The sequence below is a fragment of the Halanaerocella petrolearia genome, assembly GCF_054657875.1.
This window is the reverse complement of record NZ_BAAHXW010000002.1, coordinates 788,778-812,496: the sequence shown is the minus strand read 5'-3', so window position 1 is coordinate 812,496 and position 23,719 is coordinate 788,778. Positions and strand designations below refer to the sequence as shown.

Below are 23,719 nucleotides of genomic sequence, written 5' to 3'. Positions count from 1 at the left end.
CTAGTTCCTCCTTTATTCCTTTATTAAACGGATAAATATAATTGATAATCCAGCACCTACTTTGAGTCCTACCAATAAATTTAAGATCGGAATAATTCCAGCACTCATCAACTTCCCAGGAGTTCCTAAATTAAATCCAGCTTGACTATTAGATAGAAATTGACTACCCATTATTATTCCTAATAACCCGGCCAGAACAAATCCTAGTGCCCCAAGTTTCTCTAATAAAGATTTCTTTTTTAGAGTCTTTTCTTCTGGGTCATGTCTTAAACCGTAAGTAATTGTTAATAAAATAAAGATAGTAGCTATAATTACTCCTCCTGTGAAACCACCACCAGGAGATAAATGACCATAAAAGATTAAATAAAAGCCTAATATATATAAAAAAGGAACAATCAAGCTTATACTCTGGTAAACAATAGGAGAAAAGTTATCATAAGCTGCAATAGGTCTCCTTCTTCCTGCCAGTAGAGATATAGTAGAAACAACAACCAAAATAACTGTTGCCTCTCCTAAAGTATCAAAGGCTCGATAATCAAATAAAATAGCAGTAACTAAATTAATAGAACCAGTATCTTTAACTCCTTGTTCAATATAATAATTACTGATAGAATCTTTATTAACCACTTTATGAGATTCTGGTAGAACAGAAGAGAAATTAGCCAGCAGTACTATTCCCAATATAAGAACTAAGGCTATCACATAAGCTTTCCTCATTGTCTTCCTCCTGTCTTATCAATAGTAATTATAAAGAGTCCTGTAGTGATACCACTAGCAATTACAACCTCAGCTAAAGCTACATCTGGAGCTTGCAAGATTACAAATAGAATAACTAAACTCGAACTAAGAATAGATAAACCAATAACTGAATTAATTAAATTACTAGAAAGCACTGCAAAAAAGGCTGATAATAAAACAATTAATAGTAATATATAAACTATAAGTTCCATTACTGTAATTCACCAACCTTTTTTTCTTTTAAATCATCTCTAACTAATTGATCAGAAGTTTCATTTTCATTACCTTGGTCATAATAACCTGCTCGGGCAATAGCATGAGTAGTAATTGGATTAGTAGTAATTAAAAATATAATTATTAGCCCTAACTTTAAAGAATAAAGTGACCAACCTTTAAGCAGAATAATCCCTAACAGAATTGAGACTCCCCCACCAGTTAAACATTTAGAACCAATATGTAACTTAATATAAAAATCTTCAAATCTGATCATACCAATAGCAGTAATTAAAAAGAAAAAGGTACCATTAAGAACAAGAAAATAACCAATTGGTTGGATAATTTTAAACCCTCCCTTATCTTCTAAAATATTTAGCCATAATTAATACATCCATAAATAACAGTAAAGCATAAACTATAGCTACATCAAGAAAAATCTCTCGTTTAAAATACAAGCTTAATAATACTAAAACTAATAAAAACATAATTCCAATTGAATCTGCTGCAACAATTCTATCAAAGACAGTTGGCCCTTTTATAACTCTATAGAATGTTAATAAAACTGAAATTAGGATTGTTATTATTATAATTTCTATCATTCAAATATCCTCCTAATAATCTTTTCAAAATTACCTAATATTAACCCTCTAATTTCCTTATTATCATCAGATTTTATATTTAACCAATGAACATATAGCCCTTTGCTATTAATATCTGAATCTATTGTTACTGTTCCAGGAGTTAAAGTAATTGTATTAGCTAGAATAGTTAATTTTATTAACTTATCCTTTCTTCCTAATTTAATAGGAACCTTCACAATTCCAGATTTAAATGATGAGTTAGGATTGATCACATAATATGCTACCTTATAACTTGCTATAACTACTTCTATAGCTACAAAAATACTATACAAAATAAAAAACAAAGATTTTGTAATAAACTTTTTAGACAATACTCGAGTAAAAGAACTATGTACAATAACAAATTCTATAGTTCCAGTTATAATTAACCCTAATATTAAAGAACTAAAAGATAAGTTACCAGACAAGGCAATCCAGACAGCATATAATATAATAAATGCAAACAAATCTTCTTTATCTACTACTTTCATCTTTTCCTCCCTAAAAAATTAATTTTTATAACCTAAATTTAAACTTACTTAATATATTCCATAAAATACGTTAATAGTCCTCTACTTATACTTTAAAATAATAATTTATAACCTATAAAATAAAAAACCTAGCCAGATTGGCTAGGTAAAGAGTTAAAACTTATATTCTTCTATTAACTGCTGTAATTTTTGTGACATTGTTGATAATTCCTGAGCTGAATTAGTTACTTCTTCAGACATATTTTCAACTTCATTAGAAGCTTGTATTACCTGTTCACTATTATCTTCTAATTGTTCAATTGCAATAGCAGTCTGTTCTATCTGATCTGAGGTCTCTTGAATTGAACCCTCAATCTGACCAAATACTTCTCCAGTCTCTTGTGCTACAGCTTTACCTTCTTTAGACTTAACTTCTACTTGCTTGATTGCTTTTAATCCAGCTTCAGATTTGTTTTGTGTTTCTTTAACCAAATTATCTATTTTTTCAGTAGCTTGAGATGTCTCTTCAGCTAACTCACGAATCTCTTCTGCTACAACCGCAAACCCCTGACCATGATCTCCAGCTCTAGCCGCCTCTATAGCTGCATTTAAAGCTAATAAATTGGTCTGTTCTGCTATATTAGTAATCAACTCTACAATCTGTCCAATCTCTTGTGAATTTGCATTTAATTCATTAATCACACCTACTGTCTTCCCTACTGCTTGATCGATATCTTTCATACTATCAACTGTCTCTTTAATATTATTACTACCAAATTCGGCTTGATTACTAGTTTCCTCAGCTAAACCGTTGACTTCTTGAGTAGTAGCAGCTATCTGTTGTAAACCACTGATAACTTCCTGTAAGTTCTGATTAGTCTCTTCAACTGTAGCATTTCCTTCTTCAGAAGAAGCTGATAACTCTTCACTATAAGCTGATAAATCTTCAGTATACCCTAAAATATCAGCCATTAATTTTCTTTGTTTTTTAGTATTTTGATTGAAAGTATCAGCTAACATTCCTAATTCATCTTCTCTTTCAATGTCTAACTTAACATCTAAATTTCCTTCTGCTTTTTTATTCATTACAGATACCAAATTTTCAATTGGAGCAACAAATCGTTTAGCAAACCACCATGCAATTAATCCAGCAACTGTTCCTATAACAACTATACTAACTATACTGACCAATAATCTTTCTTGCCCTATAGTAGCCATATTTTTATCTGTTATATCTTGAAATGCTTTTGCTATTTCTGGATGAGAGAACAACTTACTAGCTTCATAGTGCTGTACTATCGTAGTAAGAATCAATGGAAATACAACTAAAGACACAACCACTAAAATAAACTTTTGTTTTAAATTCAATTTATTATATAGCCTTTTCACTTTATCCCCCCTAAGCTAAATTTTTCACTAATATAAACTTTATATAGAATTCACAATTTCTAACAGACTATTATTTGTTACTCAGTTTCGGATAAGTAACATCATTAATTACCCGCATATTAGTCAAGGGCCAATAAACCCAAAACGCTTGACCACTGATAGCATCATAAGGTACATAACCTACCAAAGAAGTCATTCTACTATCAGAACTATGATTTCGGTTATCTCCCATAACAAAAACATGACCTTTAGGCACATGATAAGGGCCATAGTTTCCATACATTGTCTCAAGAATATAATCTTCTTTTACACGATGGTCATTAATAAAGAGATTACCAGCTACAATCTCTAGTTTATCACCTGGTAGGCCAATTACTCGCTTAATATATTTTCGTCCTAGATCACCTTTAGGCTCTAATACTATAATGTCCCCTCGTTCAGGTGACTGAAAATTATAAATAAACTTATTAACAAATAATCGTTCTCCATTATGTAAAGTATCATCCATTGAATGTCCTTGTACTACAAAAGACTGAATAACAAAAGTTATAATAAAGAAGGCTAAAACCCCTGCAATAATAACTGATTCTATAAATTCTTTGACTGTTTCTTTATTAATCAATCTCCTATCCTCCTAATCTATTCTGCTTCTTCTAATTCCACTTCCTCTTCCTTTTTATCTACTAGACTACCAATTGCTCTTTGGGTTACATCAACTTTGACTTCAGGTGCAATTCGCAATTCAAATCCATCATCTTTAACTTCAGTAATTGTAGCCTTAATTCCACCAATAGTCACTACTTTATCTCCTCGTTGTAGCTCTTTTATCATTTCTTGATATTCCTGTTGTTTCTTCTTCTGTGGTCTAATAAATACAAACCAAAAAATAGCAAACATAATAATCCATGGGGCAATACTAGCTACTATCTTCAACATTTTTATTCCTCCTTGTTAGATATGAATGTAAAAGTCAGTGTAAGTGAAACCAAACTTCTAAAAATTAAGATTTAGAATCTACTTACACTCCTTCCTGATACAAATAGGGATTCCATATCAGAATCATGAAATCCCTTACTTAGTTATATATTCAAGAAACAAATATAAAATCCTGTCTTTTCCAGTAAATTTCTAAACCTCTAATCCATATTTATCATAAAATTCGGCTCTATATTCTAAAAATCTATCATCTTTAATAGCTTCTCTAATCTTTTCCATTAAGTTTAATAAGAAATATAGATTATGATAAGTAGTTAATCTCAATCCCAAAATCTCATTACGCTTAATCAAATGTCTAATATATCCTCTTGTATAATTACGACAGGCATAACAGTCACATTCAGGATCCATTGGTGTAAAGTCCTTCTTATACTGGGCATTCCGAACTGTAATTCGACCATGACTAGTAAAGACTGCTCCATTACGAGCTACTCGTGTTGGGAAGACACAGTCAAACATGTCTACTCCTCGCATCACTGCTTCAAATAAATCATATGGAGTTCCAACCCCCATTAAATAACGCGGTTTATTTTCAGGTAATAGATCAGGAGCATAATCAAGAACTTCTAACATCTCCTCTTTCGGTTCTCCTACACTCAAACCACCAATTGCATATCCTGGTAGATCAAATTCAGTAATCTGTTGGGCACTCTTCTCTCTTAAATCCTTATACATTCCTCCTTGCATAATCCCAAATAAAGCTTGGTCACCTCTAGTATGGGCCTTTATACATCTTTTTAACCATCTTGTTGTCCGTTCTAATGACTGGTCAACATAATCTCTTTCAGCTGGATATGGTGGACACTCATCAAAGGCCATAATAATATCAGCCCCTAGACTCATCTGAATCTCAATAGATTTTTCTGGACTAATAAAATGCTTAGAACCATCAAGATGAGACTTAAATTCAACTCCTTTCTCAGTAATCTCATTCATATCACCTAAGCTAAAGACTTGGAAACCACCACTATCAGTTAGAATTGGATGATCCCAATTCATAAATTCATGTAAACCACCAGCTTCTTCTATCAATTCATGGCCTGGTCTAAGGTATAAATGATAAGTATTACTCAAAATAATCTGTGACCCAATATCTTCTAACTCTTCTGGACTCATACTCTTAACTGTAGCTTTAGTACCTACTGGCATAAAGATTGGGGTATCAATCTTACCATGTGGAGTTGATAGCTCGCCAACTCGTGCCTTAGTATCACAACATGTCTTCTCTAATTCATATTCAAATGACATTTTATTCCCTCCAATTTTTCATTTGCTCTAAAATTAGACTATTACAAAGCTAACTCTACTTAATCTTCATTATAACTTATCTATTCTTTATTAATTATTCTTTGGTTCTAACTGTACACTGTAAACTGTTAACTGTAAACTATATTATTAACATCCCATCACCTAGACTATAGAATCTATATTCTCTCTCAATAGCTGTTTGATAAGCTTTCATAGTCAGTTTTCGCCCAGCAAAAGCAGATACCATCATAATTAGTGTGGACTTAGGAAGATGGAAGTTAGTAATCAGAGCATTAATTCCTTTAAAATCATAACCTGGATAGATAAAGATATCTGTCCAACCTTTCCCTGCATTTATCTTCCCATCTTCATTAGCAACTGTCTCTAAAGTACGAGTTGTTGTAGTACCTACAGCAAAGACACGATTACCTTTCTCTTTAGTCTCATTGATTAACTGAGCAGCTTCCTCTGAAACTTCATAGTATTCAGAGTGCATATCATGTTCTTCTATATCATCGACTTTTACTGGTCTAAAGGTACCTAATCCAACATGTAAAGTAATATCAATAATCTTGACACCCTTATCTTTTAATGCATTTAATAAAGAATCTGTAAAATGTAGACCAGCTGTTGGAGCTGCTGCTGCACCTCTCTTTTCAGCATAGACAGTCTGATACTTATCAGGGTTCTCTAACTTTTCTTTAATATATGGTGGTAGAGGCATACTACCTAACTCATCAAGAATCTCTTCAAAGACCCCTTCATGTTCAAACTCAACTACTCGTCCACCAAAATCAGTTACATCTTTTACTTTAGCAACTAACTTTCCTTCACCAAAGACTATTCTAGTTCCTACTCTCACCTTACCATTTGCTTTGACTAAAGTTTCCCAGGTGTCAAGTTTAACTCGATTCAATAATAAAAACTCAACTTTTCCTCCAGTTTCTTCTTTATGACCAAATAAACGGGCAGGAATTACTTTAGTATTATTTCTAACTAAAGCATCTCCTGGTTGAAAATAATCAACAATATCTTTGAAAGTATTGTGTTCAAGTTTATCTTCGGCTCGATTAACAACCATTAACTGTGACTCATCTCGGGGTTCAACTGGTTGTTGAGCAATTAACTCTTCTGGTAGATCAAAATCAAATTCTTCTACTTTCATCTTAATGCCTCCAAACTTAGTTTATAGTATATAATTATAGTTTATCATAACTTATTCAATTGAATAAGTTATTAATTTTCGAGATAATGCTTTACTTTTTAGTAAAAAGTAGCTTAAAAAATTGAATTCAAAAGCTATTTCGGAAAGGCTTACCAGCCTTTTTCCGAGTAGCTTTTATCTAGGGCTATAAAAGCTACCAAAAGATCTCTTTGAAAAACAAGTTATGCTTCCTACTATTAAAAAAAATAATAGATTGTATTAAATACCCTTAATTCATATATTAACTATTATTCTTAAATAAAAGGGCGCATTGTTTTTCTTATTTAAAATCAAAATCTTTAAACATTTATGATTTTGGATTTACTCAGCCTCAGCCTTAACCTCAACCTGAATTACAGAATTATCTCGAAAATATTACACTTAATGAGTATTCTATTTTAACAAACGAATAATTAGAGAAAAAGCTAAACTAATTAAAATAAATTATCCTCTTGAGCTACTTCAATTTCAAAATGTTGATAAGCCTGTTTAGTTGCTTTCCTTCCTCGCGGGGTCCTTTCTAAATAACCTAACTGTAATAGATAAGGTTCATAAACATCCTCTATTGTTTCTTCTTCTTCATTAATAGCAGCCGATAAGGTAGAAACACCTACTGGTCCTCCTTCGAACTTTTCAATAATTGTTAATAAAATCTTCTGATCAATTCTATCTAAACCTAACTCATCAACTTCTAAACGTGATAGAGACTCTTTAGCTATTTCTTGAGTAATAATTCCTTCACCTTCTATCTGGGCAAAGTCTCTTACTCGTTTTAGAAAGCGATTAGCTATTCTTGGTGTTCCTCGAGAACGACGAGCAATCTCATTGGCTCCCTCTTTTTCTATACCTACTTCTAATACCTGAGCAGCTCGCATTACAATCTGGGCCAACTCCTTATTATCATAAAATCTTAACCTACTTAAAACTCCAAAGCGATCTCTTAAAGGAGAAGTTAAGCTACCAGCCTTAGTAGTGGCACCTACTAGAGTAAAGGGGGGTAAATCTAGTCTGACTGAGCGAGCATTTGGCCCATTTCCAACTACTATATCTAAAGCATAATCCTCCATAGCAGGATATAAGATCTCTTCAATTACTCGATTTAACCGATGGATTTCATCAATAAATAAGACATCATTAGGCTTTAAGTTGGTCAGTACTGCTGCTAAATCACCTGGCTTTTCAATGGCTGGCCCAGAAGTTACCTTAATACTAACTCCTAATTCATTAGCAATAATATTAGCCAGTGTTGTCTTACCTAATCCTGGTGGACCAGACAATAAAACATGATCTAAAGATTCTCCCCGTTTCTTAGCTGCTTTAATAAAGATCTTTAAGTTCTCTTTAACCTGACCTTGACCAATATAATCAGAAAATCTCTTGGGACGTAGACTCATATCTAGATCATCTGATCTACGACTAGGAGATACAAACCTATCTTCCATCTTTCAACCTCCCTTAATAGAAGAATTAACAATTTCCAATTGAAGATTGACAATTAAACAATTAATTTTCCTTAAATTTAAGCTCAAACTTAGACTTAAACTTAGCCTACTGGCTTAAATACTGTAAACTGTTTTTAATCATATCTTCAACTTCCAATTCTTCTTTATCTGCTGTTACTTTCTTGACTGCCTGTCGGGCATGCTGTTTAGTATAACCTAAATTAATTAAACCTTTAATAGCATCATTAATTTCATCATTAGTTATAGATTTTCCTTCTGTCTCCGTAAGATCATCTACTTCTACTTTTTCTTGTAGCTCTAGAATCAGCCGCTTAGCTGTTTTATTTCCAATACCTTTAATCTGCTTTAAAGTTTTAACTTCACCATTAATAATAGCCAATTTAAATTCTCTAACTGACATACTGTCTAAAATACCTAAGGCAACTTTAGGCCCTATTCTAGATACACCTAGTAATCTCTCAAACAGCTCTAATTCCTCTATAGTAGTAAAGCCATAAAGAGTAATAGCATCCTCGCGTACATAGGTATAAATATGCAATTCAACTTTATTACCTATTTTTAAGCTATCCTGTAGACTAGCTGGTAGATAAACTTTATAGCCTATTCCATCTGATTTAACTACTATATATTCTAAATCCTGCCGTAATAATTCTCCTTCTAAATAAGCAATCATTTTATTACCTCCAAATTCAAGAAAAAGAAAAAAACAGCCATCTAAAGACTGTTTTGTAAGACAATTTTAGTTTTTAACACTAGCAAACCCTTCTAAATAACTTAACATTTCTTCTCTATCTTCTACCTCAATTCCTAACTGTAAAGCTCTAATATCTTCTTTAGAAAGATCTTTAGTTGGTATATCCTTTCTTACTTCTACCAACTCATGTTCACCTAGTATCTCTCCTCGATAGACAGCTACATAACCATCTTTGATACCAAGATATAATTTGTTAGGCAACTTTCTTTTTGAATCACTATCATCTTGACTACTATTACCAATTATAGTTTCTAATTTTGGTAGTTCTTCTATATCTTCTGTTTCCACTTCAATTACTACTTGTCCAGAATTAAACTCTGTTATTCTTCCTTTAGTCAATTGCTTAGCCAATTCTTCTTTAGATAGACCAGTCCAACTATCATTAACCTTTTTTTGACTAACTACTACTTCTTTATTCAAAGAATTAATCTGCTTAATAATTACTTCAGTATCAAGATCTATTTCTACTTTTTCTGAGTTGGACAACTGCTGATTGATATAAGGTTCTTGCTGACTTAACTTCTTCTGTTCTTTCTTGACTAGATTTTTTAACTGTTGATTCTGCTGATCTTGTTCCTTAACCTTAGACTTTAAACTAGAAGACTGATTCTTATCAGGCGATCTATCAATATCTAAAGTCAAATAAGTAACCATAGCAATTAAAGAAACTACAACTGCTGTCAAGATTATAGCTTTTATTATCTTCATTATTAAAATCCCTCCAGCCTTTGACTTCTTCTTTATTATTTCCTAATAAAGAGTTTAATAAACATTATCTTAATTCTAGAGCCAGACTGGAGGAAACCTCTATTTAAAGTTACATTTCGTCAGCTATCTCTGCCATAACTTCTTCTGCTACATTAAAGTTGGCATAAACATCTTGAATATCATCATGATCTTCTAATTTATCCATTACTTTTAATACTTTCTTAGCATCACTTGGATCATCTAAAGTAATTTCATTATCTGGAATCATTACTATATCTCCAGAATCAAATTTATAACCATCTTCTTCTAATACTTTTCTAACATCTTGTAAATCTTCTGGATCAGTCAAAATATCAACTGTATCATCAGTAAATTGAATGTCTTCTGCCCCTGCTTCAATAGCATCTAACATTGCTTCATCTTCAACAACTTGATACTCAGAACGATCAATTATTAACTTTCCTTTTCTTTCAAACATCCAGGCTACACAACCATCTTCACCTAAATTACCACCATGTTCAGATAACAAATGCCTTATCTCAGATACAGTTCTATTTTTATTATCAGTCATTACTTCCATATATAAGGCTACTCCTGCTGGAGCATAACCTTCATAAACATAAGATTCATAATTGACACCTTCTAACTCACCTGTTCCCCGCTTGATAGCCCGTTCAATATTATCTTTAGGCATATTAGCGTCTTTAGCCTTTTGAATTGCTAAATCTAAATCGTTATTAACTTCTGGGTCACCGCCACCTTCTCGAGCAGCAACAGTAATCTTCTTAACTAGTTTTGAGAACAGTTTGGCCCGTCTTCTATCCTCTTTCTTCTTTTTATGTTTAATATTATGCCATTTGGAATGTCCAGCCATGATTATACCTCCTTTAATAAATCAGTATCAATTAATTATTTTAACATAATAAGCATCTTTTTTCAATTTCTACTTGCTTGTAGAATACTCATCAATAACAGTTGACTTTGGATAAGAACCTAGTAGTTTATACCAAGAAGTCTTACTCTTTAAATTCTGTAGTACCTCTCTAAGTTGGCTTTCTTCTCTATGTCCTTCACAATCTATAAAGAATATATAATCACCTAACAACTTTTTAGCTGGTCTTGATTCAATCCGTGTTAAATTTATCTCTCGCTGAGCAAACTCATGTAAAATTTCATACAAAGCACCAGGATGGTCTTCTAAAGGAGAACAGATTAAAGAAGTCTTATCTTGACCAGTTTGAGAATTGTCATCCTGAGAAAGTAAAACAAATCTAGTCCAATTTTCTCGATTATCCTGAATCCCTTGCTTTAAAACCTGCAATTGGTACTGCTTAGCTGCTTGTAGATTACCAATAGCTGCCCAACTATCATCTAATTCAGATAACTTCTTAACTGCTTCAGCTGTACTATTAGAGCTATGTATCTGATAATCAGTTAAATTATTTTCTAAAAATGAACGACATTGGGCCAAAGCTTGAGGATGAGAAATAACATTATCTATTTCTGCTAGAGATATTTCATCTGTAACTAATAAATTATGCTCTATAGGAATTATAATCTCATGATTAATCTTTAGTTCAGACTCTACCAATAGATCTAAAGTTAAAGTAACTGCTCCTTCTAAAGAATTTTCAATAGGCACTATTGCACCATCAATTACTTCCTGCTTAACCCCTTCTACTAAACTTCTCAAATCAGGGTAAGATGAATATTCAGTGACTTGACCTTGATACTTCTGAGCTGCTAATTCAGTAAATGTACCCTGTGGACCTAAAAATCCTAACTTCAAACTACTCACTCCTTACTACTTCAAATTAGATTATTAAACAAACAGTTTATTATTTGACTTGTATTATAAAAATGAAACTTAATTGATATAATGTGTCACCATAGGTGACACAGTCGTGAGCTATCTGCTGTGTGCTATCAGCAGATTTTCACGGAGAGTCCGTAGGACTCATAGGAGTTCAAAACCTTTAAATTCAAAAACTAAATTCTTACAACACCTGCGTTTCAAGCGTTTAATATGTACTTATGATTTTGAACTTGATTTAGCTCATAGCACATAGCAGACGACAGATAGCAGTGGCACAAAAGTGCCACTTTATATCAAAATAAGAACAAAAAATTAACTAACAACATATCTTATAACAAATATTATAAAGGAGGGATAATTATGTTTCCACTTAAAAATAATGATAAAAAAAAGGAAGACCAAAATAATTATGATGATAATGCAACTAATGACGCCTTTACCTTATTCTTAATTCTAATTCTATTGATCTTATCTGAAATAAATTATAGTAATAAAAACAAACAAAATCCAAAAGACAATAACACATATAGAACTAATGATGCCTTTATTCTCTTCTTGATTCTGATTCTATTAATTTTATCTGGAATAGATATCTAATCCTAACTACTTTTATATGTATATAAAACTACCCCGTTAATATATTAAAAGGCACCCTGATAAGGATGCCCTAATAGTTAGTAATAAGTAGACCTATAAGCCGAGTTCTGTACCTTTGCAGGCGACAGTCATCCATCTAGGGTGATAATTACCTATCACCTCAAGCAGCTAACCCGGAAAGATGAGCGAGCAACTCTTAACCTTTCCCTATTCAGCCTTGCTTCGGATGGGGTTTACCATGCGGTCTTGTCACCAAGAACCCGGTGCGCTCTTACCGCACCCTTTCACCCTTACCTAACAATAAGTTAGGCGGTATACTCTCTGTGGCACTTTCCCGCGAATTACTCCGGCTGGGTGTTATCCAGCATCCTGCCCTATGGAGCTCGGACTTTCCTCAAATATAGCATTATACTATACTTGCGACTGTCCGGTCTGCTTATTACCTTTATTCAATTCGTCGAAAATAATTATAACACGCAGTTATAAGATTGTCAATAAAATTTAACAGCAAAATTTAGTAGTCTATCTACGTCTATCCATAGCCTGATTTGCTAATGCATCGGCTTCCTTATTCTGTTCACGCGGGATATGAACAAAATCAACTTGAGAGAAGTTATCTATTAACTCCTTAATCTGATTATAAAGTGGCTTTAAGTTATTACTTTTAACTCTATATTCACCTGTTAACTGCTTAACTAATAACTGACTATCAGCTCTTACTTCTATTTTTTTCTGACTATAGTCTTTAGTTAAAACCTCAAGCCCTGAAATTACTGCTTGATATTCAGCTACATTATTAGTAGCCTGACCAATATATTCTGAAACTTCTTTTATCTTTTCTTGATCACTATAAACAACAGCACCTACACCTGCTGGACCAGGATTACCTCGTGACCCACCATCAGTATACATTACTAGATTCATCATTATCCCTACCTCCTATTCTGTATATAATATTCTACCACAATTATTACAAGTTACTATTCCTTTTTTCTCTTTAACTTCTGTAACTAGATTAATTGGTAATGACATTCTACATCCCATACAATAGCCATCTTCTATTTTGACTACTGCATTACCATACTTATTATCTACTAATTGATTATATTTAGACACTAATTCTTCATCTAATTCTTCTACTACCTGTTGTCGTTTCTCTTTTATTGACTGTAACTTAACTTTTAATTTATTCTCCTGTTCTTTCCATTGCTCTTGTAGGTCACTTAACTTTTCTTTATACTCTTCTATTTCTTTCTCTAAAGCTCCCACCTTTTCCTGCATTGTCTCCTCCTGAACCATTAAATCTAATAATTCTTCTTCTAATTCTTGTTTCTGTACTATTACTACATCCAATTTATCCTTTAATTGCTCTAATTCTTTAGGATTAGAATTTTCACCACTATATAATTGTTGTTGATAATCCTCTTCTTGTCTTTCTAATCTAGCTTCTTCAAATTCTTTATCCTTAACCTGTTCATGTAACTTCTTCAAATTAACCTTTTCAGCCTGATATTGTTTCTTTAAATTAGCAATCCCCTTCTCTAATCTATCTATTTTAGATAATAATGACTCGTCTTTCATATCTTCTTGTACCTTTTCAATCTGATTATCAAAGTTCTGTAATTGGCATAATAAATTCAGTTTGCTCATTATAACCCTCCCTAAAAAGTTAAAAGAATAGAAAAAAGGTAGGTCAAATCTGACCTACCTAAATTACTTGCCATGGATTAGTATTAATTTCAGATACTACTACTTCAATTTCTTGCGTAGCTAATTCTTCTTGTAGATAATCTGCTATTCCTCTTCTCATAATCTGCTCTGTTCCATAGTGGCCAGCATCAATTAAAGATAAATTCTCTTCTTCAGCCATTTGCGCTTCATGATACTTTACATCTCCTGTAATTAGTACATCTGCTCCTTTAACTGCTGCCGTTTTAATTAAATCAGCTCCACTACCACTACATAAAGCTACCTTCTTAATCTTATTCTCTAAATTACCTACTACCTTAATTTGCCTTAAATCTAATTTTTCTTTAACTAACTGAGCATACTCTTTTAAAGTAGTAGCTTTCTCTAAATTACCTATTCTACCTAAACCTACTTTTGGCCCTTGATTAACCAGGGGATAAATATCATAAGCTACTTCTTCATAAGGATGAACCTCTAACATTTTATTAATTACTTGTTGTAATTTATTAACTGGTACTATAGTTTCTAATCTATACTCTTGCACCTGATTTACTTCACCTTTAGATCCTAGATAAGGATCAGTTTCAGCTAATGGTTTAAAAGTCCCTGTACCTAATTGACGAAAAGTACAGTGGCTATAATTACCTAACCAACCTGCCTTAGCCTCACCTAAAGTTTCCCTAACTTCTGTAACTGAGTCTTCTGGAACAAAAACAACTAACTTTTTCAACTCTTGGCTATCAGTAACTTCTAATACCTTTGTATCAACTATATCTACTTTAGAAGCTAATAGATCATTTAAACCATTAGGGGCAATATCATAATTTGTATGAGCTATATAAAGACCAATATCTTCTTTAATTGCTTTTCTTATAATTTTACCTATTGGATTATTAAAGTTAAGTTTAGAAAGTCCTTTAAAGATAAAAGGATGATGAGCAACTACTAAATCAACATCTTCTGTAACTGCTTCTTCTAATACCTGAGAATTAAAATCTAAGGTAACCATTACCTTCTCTACAGATTGATTATAGTCACCTAACTGCAAACCAACATTATCCCAATCAGCAGCTAAGTTAGTTGGTGCTAACTCTTCTATTAAATTAGTTATTTTTCCTAATTTGATAGCCATCTCTTTACCTCCTGTAAACGTTCAACTTTTTCTTCTAACCTTTCTACTTTAGGGTGCTCAGGTATTTCCGTAGAAATCTGAGTAATAATTCCTTGCCATTTATCTTCTAATTCAGTTAAATATGTAGCTAATAAAGGATCTTCTTTCTCTAATAATCTCGGGCCAACTTCTAGTAAAAAAGGATCTTTTAGTTCCATTGGCCCAGGAGCAACAACAATAATTTGATAGAATCTATCATTATCTGTCACTAACCCTTCATTAACAATCTCAAAATTATTCTTCACCAACCATTTCCTTAGTGAAGCAGCTCCTGCCATTGGCTGTAAAACAATTCGCTTTAAACTTTGGGCCAACTCATACTCATCAGCTAAAATTTGACGAATAGTCTGGCCTCCCATACCAGCAATAATAGCCGTCTTGACTTCATACTTACCTAAGACTGACAATCCACAACCTAACCTTACATCAACCTTATCTTCTACTCCAGCCTTTTTAACATGATCTAGAGCTGCCTGATAAGGTTCACGATTATAGTCACTAGCAATAATCTTAGGAGATTCTGTATTCTGAGCCAAATAAATAGGGATATAAGCATGGTCTGTTCCAATATCTGCTACACTTGTTGGTAGTTCAAGAAATGATACTATCTTCTTTAAACGTGGAGATAATTTCATAATGTACTCCTCACCTTGCTTTTGTTACATTATATTATATCTAACTTAACTATCTGATATCAAGGGTATTCCAATAATAGAATAAAAATAAGACTCCACCTATTGCTAGATGGAGTTGATTAATATCTATTAACTTAAATAATCTTTTAACTTCTTACTTCTGCTTGGATGTCTCAACTTACGTAAAGCTTTAGCCTCAATCTGTCTAATTCTTTCTCTAGTAACTCCAAATTCTTTTCCTACTTGCTCTAGAGTACGAGATCGACCATCTTCAATACCGAATCTAAGCTCTAGAACTCTTTTTTCTCTATCAGTTAAACTGTCCATTACACCATCTAACTGCTCTTTTAATAACATTCTAGAAGCTGCTGCAGCTGGTTCAGGAGAATTTTCATCCTCAACAAAGTCACCTAAATAACTATCTTCTTCTTCACCAATTGGAGTCTCTAAAGAAACAGGTTCCTGAGCAATCTTCTTGATTTCTCGAACCTTTTCTGGATCTAAATCCATTTCGTCAGCAATTTCTTCATCTGTTGGCTCACGACCTAATTCTTGAACTAAGTGTCTAGTTACTCGAATTAACTTATTAATTGTTTCTACCATATGAACCGGCACTCGAATAGTTCTTGCTTGATCGGCAATAGATCTAGTAATAGCCTGCCTAATCCACCAAGTAGCATAGGTACTAAATTTATACCCCTTAGTATAATCGAATTTTTCTACTGCCTTAATTAATCCTAAATTACCTTCTTGGATTAAATCTAAAAATAACATTCCTCGTCCTACATACTTTTTAGCAATACTAACTACTAGCCGAAGATTTGCTGCTGCTAACTTCTGCTTAGCTAGCTCATCGCCTTCATCTTTCCTACGAGCTAACTCTTTTTCCTCGTCAGCATCTAATAAAGGAACCTTACCAATTTCCTTAAGATACATCTTAACAGGGTCATCAATACCAGCTGCATCAGGTACTCCAAAGTCTATCTGACTGAAATCAAATTCCTCGTCATCATCTTCTTCACCATCTTCGCCATCTGTATCTGTAGAAGTCTCTTCTTGTTCTGTATCTTCTACATTATTTACTGCTTGGTCTTCATCAGATGATTCTTCATCTATAACTTTAATTCCTTCAGCAGCAAAGATATCATAAACTTGATCTAACTGATCCGAATCTATATCAACCTCAGATAAAACTTCTTGAATATCTTTTTCTTTTAACTTACCATTCTCTCTACCTTTATCTAATAATTCACTAATTTCTTTCTGCATTGTTTGTTGTTGCACAGCCATTAATTCCCCTCCTTCCTTAATAATCTTTGATACTTTTGATAATCCTCTAATAATTGGTTTAACTTACCAACATCATTCTGCGTTTCAGCTTGCTTAATCTCATCATCTAGATTTTTAATCTTCATTCTTAATTGATGCTCCTTTACCTTACTTATATAATCTAAAAACATTTTATCAACATTACCATTAACTACATTCTGTACCGACAACTTAAGTAACAAATTCTCTGCCTCTTGATCATCAATCTTATCTAATAGATCATCAACATTAAATTTATTATAATCAGCAGAATAATTACAAATTAAAGAAATAATCTGCCGATACTTATCATTAACAAACTCATCAAGAGATAACTTCTCCTCTAGATTAGGAATAAATTCAGGGTTATTAATTACTATTTTAATTAATCCTTTTATTGTACTATCATAACCACTTTTTTGTGAATCAGACAATTCCTCTTTTAAATCATTATTAATATTATACCTGTTCTTATGCTTTCTATCCTGATTCCTTTTAACTTTATGTTTCTTATATTTATTAATCTCTCGTTTTAGAACCTGTAGATTAATATTTAATTTTTCAGCTACTATTTTAGAATATTCATCTCGTTCTATATCATCTGGAATCTGAACTAAAATCGGTAATATTTTTTTTACAGCAGCCACCTTATCATCAATCACTTCAAAGTTCATATTGTCTAAAACGCTATCTATTTTAAACTGTACTAAAGGTTGAGCTTGATCTATTAATCTCTCAAAAACTTGACTACCTTCTTCTTTAATGAATCCATCAGGATCCTGATTAGCCGGCAATTTAACTACTTCTACAGCTAAACCCTCTTGCTTTAAAATATCTAATCCTCGCAATGTTGCCTTAGCTCCTGCAGTATCAGCATCATAAGCAATATAAACTTTTTCAGCATACCTATGCAATAGCTTAGCCTGTTCTTTAGTTAAAGAAGTTCCTAATGAAGCTACTACATTCCTTATTCCATACTGATAGGCAGTAATCACATCAGTATAACCTTCAACTATAATTGCTTCTTCTGAAGCTCGAATTGATTTTTTAGCTAAATTAAGCCCATATAAATTACGACTTTTATCAAAAATTGGAGTTTCAGGAGAATTTAAATACTTAGGTTTATCATCTGAATCTAATACCCGACCTCCAAAGCCTATAGGTTGTCCACGATGATTGCAAATAGTAAAGACCACTCGATTTCTAAACCTATCATAATACCCTGTAGATTTATTACGAGAGATTACTAAACCAGACTTGGCTAAAACTTTATCCGAATACCCTTTTTTTCTTAAAAATTTATATAACTGTTCCCATCTATCAGGAGCAAATCCTAATTTAAACTCTTTAATTATTTCTTCAGTAAATCCTCTACCCTTTAAATACTGATACCCCTTCTGACCAATATCTGATTCTGATAGTAGATATTGATAAAAACGTGTAGCTAGTTTATGAATCTCAAAAATTTGCTGTCTTTGGTTTCTTCTCTTTCTATCTTGAGGAGAGGACTCTTTCTTAGGTAAATCAATATTAGCTTTATCAGCTAAATATTCCACTGTTTCTACAAAATCAAAACCTTCAATCTCCATAATGAAATTAAAAATATTTCCTCCCACTCCACAACCAAAACAATAGTATAATTGACGGTCAGCATTTACATTAAAAGAAGGGGTTTTTTCATTATGAAAAGGACATAAGCCCATATAACTATTCCCTTTTTCTTTCAACTTAGTATACTCATTAACAATCTCAACTAAGTCATTGCTATAACGAACCTTTTCTATCAAATCATCACTATAATAACCATGCCCCAAAATGATTCACCCTTTAATCATTATTATCCCCTAAATCTTCCTCCTTTATAAATTGGTTAGGTCTCTTGTTTATAATATTAGTAGCAATAATTGACTTTCGACAAGTATAAACAAATTCCTGCCTGAAATCCAAAAAATCTATTTTATATTATTTCCAATCTTAATTTAACCATACTAGGGTTTTAAAAATACATAAGCTACATCTTTCAACATAATATTTCATTAAAATATATTTTTACTATTAATTTCACCACTATATTATTATTACAAGATAATAACCAAAGTTCCTGCCCTAAATTACAAATTAAGCTAGATTAAAAATAAAACCCCTAGGTTTTCACCCTAGGGAGATACACTATTGCTATCAATAAGACTATTAATTTTTGTAGCTAACTGCTCAATCTGTTTATCTGTTACATTAACTTTAGGACATCTTAATTTACTCATTACCTGATTAGAATATTTCAATTCATTACTTATACGGCTATCACTCACATATTTAGTATTTAAACTAAGACCTAGATTCAATATTTTATCTTTTCTATGTTTCTTTAAATCACCTAGTTCAATTGTTAAACCAATAATTTTATTCTGATAATCAGCCAAATCAGCAATTCCAAAATCTAATTCTGGTACTAAAGGAACATTAGCAGCTTTATATCCTTGGTATCCTAAAAATAAAGATAAAGGTGTCTTAGCTGTACAAGAAACACCTATTAAGATAATATCTGCTTCTTTTAACTTTGCATAATCTAATCTATCATCAGCAGATACAGCAAATTCCATTGCTTTTATTTTATCTTTATAGCTAATATTTAATTTACTCATAACTTAACCCTCCTATTCAAAAATATACTATTCTTACCTTAGAAGGGTTATTATTAATTTAAGAACAAATTATAGATCTTCTGGTATTCTAGATACTATTTGACTAGCTACTTCTTCAATTGAAGTATTAGTTATATCAATAATTCGACACCCAATATGTTTCATGATCTGTTGAGCATAATCTAACTCCTCTTTAATTCTTTCTAACTTTATGTATCCACTTTGGGAACCAAAATTCATTGCTTTTAACCTCTGCTGTCTAATCTTTTGCAAAATAGCTGGTCTAATTGTAAGTCCTATTATTTTATCTGTTGGGATATTATATATTTCCTCTGGTGGTGCTACTTCTGGCGATAAAGAAATATTAGCTACTTTATAATTTTGATGGGCCAAATACATACTCAATGGAGTTTTAGAAGTTCTAGAAACCCCCATTAGCACAATATCAGCTTCTGATAACTTATTTAAGTCTTTTCCATCATCAGCTCGTATATTAAAATCTACACAATTCATCCGTTCTACAGCTTCTGGATCAACATTATAGCCTAATCCTACTTCTAATTGAGGTTGCTGGTTTAATATTTGAGAAAATTGAGTCATAAAGGGACCTAATATATCCATTGTTGGTAAGTTATATTTATTAGCCTTAGTTTCTAGATAATCACACAATTCAGGTAAGACCAGAGTATAAGCTAAAATTACATCTTCTTCTTCTTGAGCTTTATTAATTATACCTTCTATTTCATCTATACTAGATATATTAGAAAATTTTCTAGTCTGGATATGTTCCATATCAAATTGAATAACTACTGAATCAATTAATGTTTCAGCAGTTCTACCAGTAAAATCAGATATTAAAAATACAACTAAATTGTTAGCATGCACTTTAATTAGTTCCCTCCTTATATATCTAAACCAAAATCAACAAAAACCCTAGTAATATTTGTTTTACTCACCTTACCAATTACTTTTAATTTATCATCTTTGTTATTTTTTGATTGATTTTTAACCTTTTCGATAACTGGAATCACATCAATCTCATAATCAACTAACTTTTTAGCTGCCTCAAAAATTGTATCATCATTTTTGACTGTAATAATATGAGGCATTCTCGTCATAGCAACACTAACTGGAACTTGGTTAATATCTGTCTCTCCCATAGTTATCTTTAATAAATCCTTACGAGAGACAACTCCTACTAATGATTCACTATCATTTATTACAAAAATAGAACCAGCATCTTCTAGAAATAGAGTTACTATTGCATCATAAACTGAAGTCCCTTCTTCTTTAATTACTATAGGGGCTGACTTTATCTCTTTTACCTCTCTTCCATACAGTTCATCAAAATCTTTTAGATATGAGTTATCTTGAGAATAAAAATAACCAACCTTTGGTTTAGCCTTTAATATATTAGCCATCGTCAAAACTGATAAATCTGAACGCAAAGCTCCTCGAGTTAAATCCAATTGTTCTGCTATTTCTTTACTAGGAATTGGTTCATTATTCTTTACTATTTCAATTATTTTCTTCTGTCGTTCACTTAAATTAATTGTAATCACTCCCTTAAAAATGGAGAATCTAATCTATTTAACTACCATATTTATTATAGCAAATAATAACCAATATAAAAAGTTAAGTAGCTAAAACAAAAACCCTGGTAAAAACTATCCAGGGTAACATAGCTATTCTCTTTATCCTAAATAAATAGATGGTGGCACCTGCCCTAATTATTAAAAATTTAACCACATAGTTCTGCTGCAGTTGGCCCTAAACTATGATTAGTTCTTAACTCCCTTACAGATCCTACTTGATCTGCTTGACTATTCATAACAAGAGAATGAGTTTGACTTTCTTGAACCCCAGTTAATATTTCACCACTAGTTACACCTGTCATAGAAAAAATAATATCATCGCCTTGGACTAAGTCATCAAGCTTAAACACCTGACTAATATCATTAATCCCCATCTGTAAAGCTTTTTCAACATCAGTTTGATTACGAGGATATAATTGAGCTTGCATATCTCCACCTAAACATTTTAAAGCTGCTGCTGTTAAAACCCCTTCAGGAGCTCCTCCAACTCCCATTAGTATATCAGCTGCCATGTTATCTAGTGCAGTACTAATTCCGCCAGCTACATCGACTGCACTAATCAATTTGACTCTTGCTCCAATACTTCTCACTTCTGAAATTAAATCTCTATGCCGTTTTCTATCTAAAATAACTACTGTAAGATCAGATACTTTAACCTCTTTGGCTTTAGCTACAGCTTTTAAATTCTCAGTTGGTGTGGCTGTTAAATCAATTACCCCTTTGGCCTCAGGGCCAACTGCTATCTTCTTCATATACATATCTGGTGCTTGAAGTAGATTACCTTTTTTTGCTGCTGCTACTACTGCTAAAGCATTAGGCAGTCCTCCTGCTACTAAACTTGTGCCTTCTATTGGATCAACTGCTATATCTAGCTTACAAGATCCGCCTGCTCCAACCTTTTCTCCTGTATATAGCATTGGAGCTTCATCTTTGGCTCCTTCACCAATTACTACTTCACCACTAATATTAATTGTGGCAAAAGTCTTTCTCATTGCATTAACAGCAGCCTGATCAGCAGCAATCTTATCTCCTTTGCCTATTAACCCTGCAGCAGTTAATGCTGCCTGTTCTGTTACCCTAACAAATTCTAAAGCTAACCGATTCATTTTTCTGAATCAACCCCTCTATAGTTTTTATTTTAAGATTGAGTCTAAGTTTAAATTAAACTATTCATTCTATAAATTACTTAAACTCAACCTCGAACCTATGTTAATCCTTTTCACTTCTCAATTCTAATTTGCTTGTTTGAACTCTCTATAAACTACTCTATCATTAATTTCCTCATTCTGCTTTAAATAATCAATTACAGTTAAACCTTCATCATCAACTAATTCTGGATTTGCTCCATACTCAAGTAAAACAGAAATCTCTTGCCAAGTACTAGACTGAGCAGCAATCATTAATGGGGTTCTTCCTTTTTGATCTTGACAATTAACCTCTGCTCCAGCTTCAATTAATTCAATTAATAATTGTGGTTGGTTATTATTCTTAATAGCCCAAGTTAATGGGGTATTCCCAGTCCAATCACCTTTATTGACATCTGCTCCAGCTAACAATAAGTTCTGTACCAACTCTTGACTCTTTTCAGTAGCATACATTAATGCCGTTCTACCTAAACCTTCTCTGGCATCTACCCTAGCTCCAGTAGCAAGAAGTGTTTCAATCACTTCTAAGTTATCATTATATTTTACAGCATACATTAAAGGTGTCTTTCCTACTGCAGAATGGCTATTAACATTGGCCCCAGCATTAATAAGTTTATTAATTACTTCTTTATCTTCACTATACCAAGCTGCAAACATCAAAGCAGTAGTTCCAGCTCTGTTACGAGCAGTAACATCTACTCCAGAATTAATTAGTGACTTAATTAATTCTAAATTAGTATTATTCTTTAATGACTGCATTAATACAGTTTCTCCATAATCATTTCTCTCTTTAGCCTCTAGATCTTCTTTAATTGACATAGCTACCAAGATAATTCCCCCTTAAGAATATACAGTTGAGTTATTAAAAAATAATTTTATTATCTAATTATTAAATCCACCTATTATCTGAATCTTAATTTTCAAATATATTATACTAATTATATGTATAAAATGCAACACTTTTCAGGTGAAAAAGATTATTTTTCATCATTTTTAGGTTATATATGTTATACTATATGCTTTATTGTTTAACATAATAGCTTTAATCAACACTATTTTGAACTTATTTAATTATATAATAAACATTTCGCATACATATTATAACAATTATTATATATATTTCAATAAAATAAATAAAAAATAATAAAAAGAGCTTAATTAGCACTCAATAAATAAGTATATGATGTACTATTGTACTTTATAACCTGGTTATATTTATATTTTATTATACATTAATATAGTCTTAATTAATTATTAAATTATTATTCTAAATAGATTATAAAATAAAAAAACTCTGGATTTAATTAAATCCAGA

The 23,719-nt window shown here is 32.1% G+C and carries 27 protein-coding genes and 1 other RNA gene; 1 reads left to right on the top strand and 27 read right to left on the bottom strand.

Features of this window, described 5'->3' with window-relative positions; genetic code table 11:
• Window positions 1-12 precede the first annotated feature (12 nt).
• The 15 genes from mbhE to pheA form a co-directional block, all read right to left on the bottom strand.
• Entirely contained in the window at window positions 13-717 is a 705-nt protein-coding gene (gene mbhE, locus ACYQ39_RS11280; RefSeq protein WP_459843115.1) for a hydrogen gas-evolving membrane-bound hydrogenase subunit E, read from the bottom strand.
• Window positions 714-950, bottom strand: coding sequence for a Na(+)/H(+) antiporter subunit B (locus tag ACYQ39_RS11275; protein ID WP_459843113.1), 237 nt, complete (start codon window positions 948-950; stop codon window positions 714-716). Before ACYQ39_RS11275 ends, mbhE begins: the two co-directional genes overlap by 4 nt.
• Complete coding sequence (gene mnhG / locus ACYQ39_RS11270; protein ID WP_459844349.1) at window positions 950-1,285, bottom strand: monovalent cation/H(+) antiporter subunit G; 336 nt, start codon at window positions 1,283-1,285, stop codon at window positions 950-952. Before mnhG ends, ACYQ39_RS11275 begins: the two co-directional genes overlap by 1 nt.
• Before the next feature lie 25 nt (window positions 1,286-1,310).
• Window positions 1,311-1,553: an MrpF/PhaF family protein gene (locus tag ACYQ39_RS11265; protein ID WP_459843111.1), complete on the bottom strand. Its 243-nt coding sequence runs from the start codon at window positions 1,551-1,553 to the stop codon at window positions 1,311-1,313.
• Complete coding sequence (locus ACYQ39_RS11260) at window positions 1,550-2,065, bottom strand: Na+/H+ antiporter subunit E (RefSeq protein WP_459843109.1); 516 nt, start codon at window positions 2,063-2,065, stop codon at window positions 1,550-1,552. The genes ACYQ39_RS11265 and ACYQ39_RS11260 overlap by 4 nt, the downstream gene beginning before the upstream one ends.
• 153 nt (window positions 2,066-2,218) lie before the next feature.
• Window positions 2,219-3,433 carry a methyl-accepting chemotaxis protein gene (locus ACYQ39_RS11255; RefSeq protein WP_459843107.1) on the bottom strand — a complete coding sequence of 405 codons (1,215 nt, stop codon included), beginning with the start codon at window positions 3,431-3,433 and terminating at the stop codon, window positions 2,219-2,221.
• Between the two features lie 70 nt (window positions 3,434-3,503).
• Window positions 3,504-4,055, bottom strand: coding sequence for a signal peptidase I (gene lepB, locus ACYQ39_RS11250; RefSeq protein ID WP_459843105.1), 552 nt, complete (start codon window positions 4,053-4,055; stop codon window positions 3,504-3,506).
• A 17-nt stretch (window positions 4,056-4,072) separates the two neighbouring features.
• Window positions 4,073-4,369 (bottom strand): preprotein translocase subunit YajC, encoded by a 297-nt coding sequence (gene yajC / locus ACYQ39_RS11245; RefSeq protein ID WP_459843103.1) that lies wholly within the window; start codon window positions 4,367-4,369, stop codon window positions 4,073-4,075.
• A 192-nt stretch (window positions 4,370-4,561) separates the two neighbouring features.
• Window positions 4,562-5,677 carry a tRNA guanosine(34) transglycosylase Tgt gene (tgt, locus tag ACYQ39_RS11240; RefSeq protein ID WP_459843101.1) on the bottom strand — a complete coding sequence of 372 codons (1,116 nt, stop codon included), beginning with the start codon at window positions 5,675-5,677 and terminating at the stop codon, window positions 4,562-4,564.
• A 139-nt stretch (window positions 5,678-5,816) separates the two neighbouring features.
• Window positions 5,817-6,842, bottom strand: coding sequence for a tRNA preQ1(34) S-adenosylmethionine ribosyltransferase-isomerase QueA (gene queA, locus ACYQ39_RS11235; protein ID WP_459843099.1), 1,026 nt, complete (start codon window positions 6,840-6,842; stop codon window positions 5,817-5,819).
• Window positions 6,843-7,315: 473 nt separating this feature from the next.
• Window positions 7,316-8,323, bottom strand: coding sequence for a Holliday junction branch migration DNA helicase RuvB (ruvB, locus tag ACYQ39_RS11230; protein ID WP_459843097.1), 1,008 nt, complete (start codon window positions 8,321-8,323; stop codon window positions 7,316-7,318).
• A 106-nt stretch (window positions 8,324-8,429) separates the two neighbouring features.
• Complete coding sequence (ruvA, locus tag ACYQ39_RS11225; RefSeq protein ID WP_459843095.1) at window positions 8,430-9,017, bottom strand: Holliday junction branch migration protein RuvA; 588 nt, start codon at window positions 9,015-9,017, stop codon at window positions 8,430-8,432.
• A 66-nt stretch (window positions 9,018-9,083) separates the two neighbouring features.
• Window positions 9,084-9,806, bottom strand: coding sequence for a BofC C-terminal domain-containing protein (locus ACYQ39_RS11220; protein WP_459843093.1), 723 nt, complete (start codon window positions 9,804-9,806; stop codon window positions 9,084-9,086).
• Window positions 9,807-9,915: 109 nt separating this feature from the next.
• Window positions 9,916-10,680 carry a YebC/PmpR family DNA-binding transcriptional regulator gene (locus ACYQ39_RS11215; RefSeq protein ID WP_459843091.1) on the bottom strand — a complete coding sequence of 255 codons (765 nt, stop codon included), beginning with the start codon at window positions 10,678-10,680 and terminating at the stop codon, window positions 9,916-9,918.
• A 69-nt stretch (window positions 10,681-10,749) separates the two neighbouring features.
• Window positions 10,750-11,595, bottom strand: coding sequence for a prephenate dehydratase (gene pheA, locus ACYQ39_RS11210; protein ID WP_459843089.1), 846 nt, complete (start codon window positions 11,593-11,595; stop codon window positions 10,750-10,752).
• A 387-nt stretch (window positions 11,596-11,982) separates the two neighbouring features.
• On the opposite strand from pheA, the gene ACYQ39_RS11205 reads away from it, so the two are divergent.
• A complete protein-coding gene (locus tag ACYQ39_RS11205) occupies window positions 11,983-12,219 on the top strand; it encodes a hypothetical protein (RefSeq protein ID WP_459843088.1) in 237 nt (78 codons plus the stop codon).
• Window positions 12,220-12,299: 80 nt separating this feature from the next.
• Here the strand turns inward: ACYQ39_RS11205 and rnpB are convergent.
• From rnpB to ACYQ39_RS11145, 12 genes are all read right to left on the bottom strand, one after another.
• Window positions 12,300-12,658, bottom strand: an RNA gene (gene rnpB / locus ACYQ39_RS11200) — RNase P RNA component class A.
• 83 nt (window positions 12,659-12,741) lie between these two features.
• Entirely contained in the window at window positions 12,742-13,146 is a 405-nt protein-coding gene (locus tag ACYQ39_RS11195) for a ribonuclease HI family protein (RefSeq protein ID WP_459843086.1), read from the bottom strand.
• A gap of 12 nt (window positions 13,147-13,158) precedes the next feature.
• Window positions 13,159-13,869: a zinc ribbon domain-containing protein gene (locus ACYQ39_RS11190; protein WP_459843084.1), complete on the bottom strand. Its 711-nt coding sequence runs from the start codon at window positions 13,867-13,869 to the stop codon at window positions 13,159-13,161.
• A 58-nt stretch (window positions 13,870-13,927) separates the two neighbouring features.
• On the bottom strand, window positions 13,928-15,040 hold the full coding sequence (locus tag ACYQ39_RS11185) for a Nif3-like dinuclear metal center hexameric protein (protein ID WP_459843082.1): 1,113 nt from the start codon (window positions 15,038-15,040) through the stop codon (window positions 13,928-13,930).
• Complete coding sequence (locus tag ACYQ39_RS11180) at window positions 15,025-15,714, bottom strand: tRNA (adenine(22)-N(1))-methyltransferase (RefSeq protein WP_459843080.1); 690 nt, start codon at window positions 15,712-15,714, stop codon at window positions 15,025-15,027. The genes ACYQ39_RS11185 and ACYQ39_RS11180 overlap by 16 nt, the downstream gene beginning before the upstream one ends.
• 129 nt (window positions 15,715-15,843) lie before the next feature.
• Window positions 15,844-17,004, bottom strand: a complete 1,161-nt coding sequence (gene rpoD / locus ACYQ39_RS11175; protein WP_459843078.1) for an RNA polymerase sigma factor RpoD — start codon at window positions 17,002-17,004, stop codon at window positions 15,844-15,846.
• Window positions 17,004-18,836 carry a DNA primase gene (gene dnaG / locus ACYQ39_RS11170; RefSeq protein ID WP_459843076.1) on the bottom strand — a complete coding sequence of 611 codons (1,833 nt, stop codon included), beginning with the start codon at window positions 18,834-18,836 and terminating at the stop codon, window positions 17,004-17,006. The genes rpoD and dnaG overlap by 1 nt, the downstream gene beginning before the upstream one ends.
• 342 nt (window positions 18,837-19,178) lie before the next feature.
• Window positions 19,179-19,664: a kinase/pyrophosphorylase gene (locus tag ACYQ39_RS11165; protein ID WP_459843074.1), complete on the bottom strand. Its 486-nt coding sequence runs from the start codon at window positions 19,662-19,664 to the stop codon at window positions 19,179-19,181.
• A 69-nt stretch (window positions 19,665-19,733) separates the two neighbouring features.
• On the bottom strand, window positions 19,734-20,549 hold the full coding sequence (locus ACYQ39_RS11160) for a pyruvate, water dikinase regulatory protein (protein WP_459843072.1): 816 nt from the start codon (window positions 20,547-20,549) through the stop codon (window positions 19,734-19,736).
• Between the two features lie 17 nt (window positions 20,550-20,566).
• On the bottom strand, window positions 20,567-21,226 hold the full coding sequence (gene ccpN, locus ACYQ39_RS11155; protein ID WP_459843070.1) for a transcriptional regulator CcpN: 660 nt from the start codon (window positions 21,224-21,226) through the stop codon (window positions 20,567-20,569).
• Window positions 21,227-21,405: 179 nt separating this feature from the next.
• The gene (gene glpX, locus ACYQ39_RS11150; RefSeq protein ID WP_459843068.1) at window positions 21,406-22,365 is read right to left on the bottom strand and encodes a class II fructose-bisphosphatase; all 960 of its coding nucleotides are present in this window, start codon (window positions 22,363-22,365) and stop codon (window positions 21,406-21,408) included.
• A gap of 126 nt (window positions 22,366-22,491) precedes the next feature.
• On the bottom strand, window positions 22,492-23,223 hold the full coding sequence (locus ACYQ39_RS11145) for an ankyrin repeat domain-containing protein (RefSeq protein ID WP_459844347.1): 732 nt from the start codon (window positions 23,221-23,223) through the stop codon (window positions 22,492-22,494).
• Window positions 23,224-23,719 lie beyond the last annotated feature (496 nt).

Coding starts and splice junctions, on each gene's coding strand:
- mbhE (WP_459843115.1), bottom strand. CDS start 717: ATGAGGAAAGCTTATGTGATAGCCTTAGTTCTTATATTGGGAATAGTA.
- ACYQ39_RS11275 (WP_459843113.1), bottom strand. CDS start 950: ATGGAACTTATAGTTTATATATTACTATTAATTGTTTTATTATCAGCC.
- ACYQ39_RS11265 (WP_459843111.1), bottom strand. CDS start 1,553: ATGATAGAAATTATAATAATAACAATCCTAATTTCAGTTTTATTAACA.
- ACYQ39_RS11260 (WP_459843109.1), bottom strand. CDS start 2,065: ATGAAAGTAGTAGATAAAGAAGATTTGTTTGCATTTATTATATTATAT.
- yajC (WP_459843103.1), bottom strand. CDS start 4,369: ATGTTGAAGATAGTAGCTAGTATTGCCCCATGGATTATTATGTTTGCT.
- tgt (WP_459843101.1), bottom strand. CDS start 5,677: ATGTCATTTGAATATGAATTAGAGAAGACATGTTGTGATACTAAGGCA.
- queA (WP_459843099.1), bottom strand. CDS start 6,842: ATGAAAGTAGAAGAATTTGATTTTGATCTACCAGAAGAGTTAATTGCT.
- ruvB (WP_459843097.1), bottom strand. CDS start 8,323: ATGGAAGATAGGTTTGTATCTCCTAGTCGTAGATCAGATGATCTAGAT.
- ruvA (WP_459843095.1), bottom strand. CDS start 9,017: ATGATTGCTTATTTAGAAGGAGAATTATTACGGCAGGATTTAGAATAT.
- ACYQ39_RS11220 (WP_459843093.1), bottom strand. CDS start 9,806: ATGAAGATAATAAAAGCTATAATCTTGACAGCAGTTGTAGTTTCTTTA.
- ACYQ39_RS11215 (WP_459843091.1), bottom strand. CDS start 10,680: ATGGCTGGACATTCCAAATGGCATAATATTAAACATAAAAAGAAGAAA.
- ACYQ39_RS11205 (WP_459843088.1), top strand. CDS start 11,983: ATGTTTCCACTTAAAAATAATGATAAAAAAAAGGAAGACCAAAATAAT.
- ACYQ39_RS11195 (WP_459843086.1), bottom strand. CDS start 13,146: ATGATGAATCTAGTAATGTATACTGATGGTGGGTCACGAGGTAATCCT.
- ACYQ39_RS11190 (WP_459843084.1), bottom strand. CDS start 13,869: ATGAGCAAACTGAATTTATTATGCCAATTACAGAACTTTGATAATCAG.
- ACYQ39_RS11185 (WP_459843082.1), bottom strand. CDS start 15,040: ATGGCTATCAAATTAGGAAAAATAACTAATTTAATAGAAGAGTTAGCA.
- ACYQ39_RS11180 (WP_459843080.1), bottom strand. CDS start 15,714: ATGAAATTATCTCCACGTTTAAAGAAGATAGTATCATTTCTTGAACTA.
- rpoD (WP_459843078.1), bottom strand. CDS start 17,004: ATGGCTGTGCAACAACAAACAATGCAGAAAGAAATTAGTGAATTATTA.
- ACYQ39_RS11165 (WP_459843074.1), bottom strand. CDS start 19,664: ATGAGTAAATTAAATATTAGCTATAAAGATAAAATAAAAGCAATGGAA.
- glpX (WP_459843068.1), bottom strand. CDS start 22,365: ATGAATCGGTTAGCTTTAGAATTTGTTAGGGTAACAGAACAGGCAGCA.
- ACYQ39_RS11145 (WP_459844347.1), bottom strand. CDS start 23,223: ATGTCAATTAAAGAAGATCTAGAGGCTAAAGAGAGAAATGATTATGGA.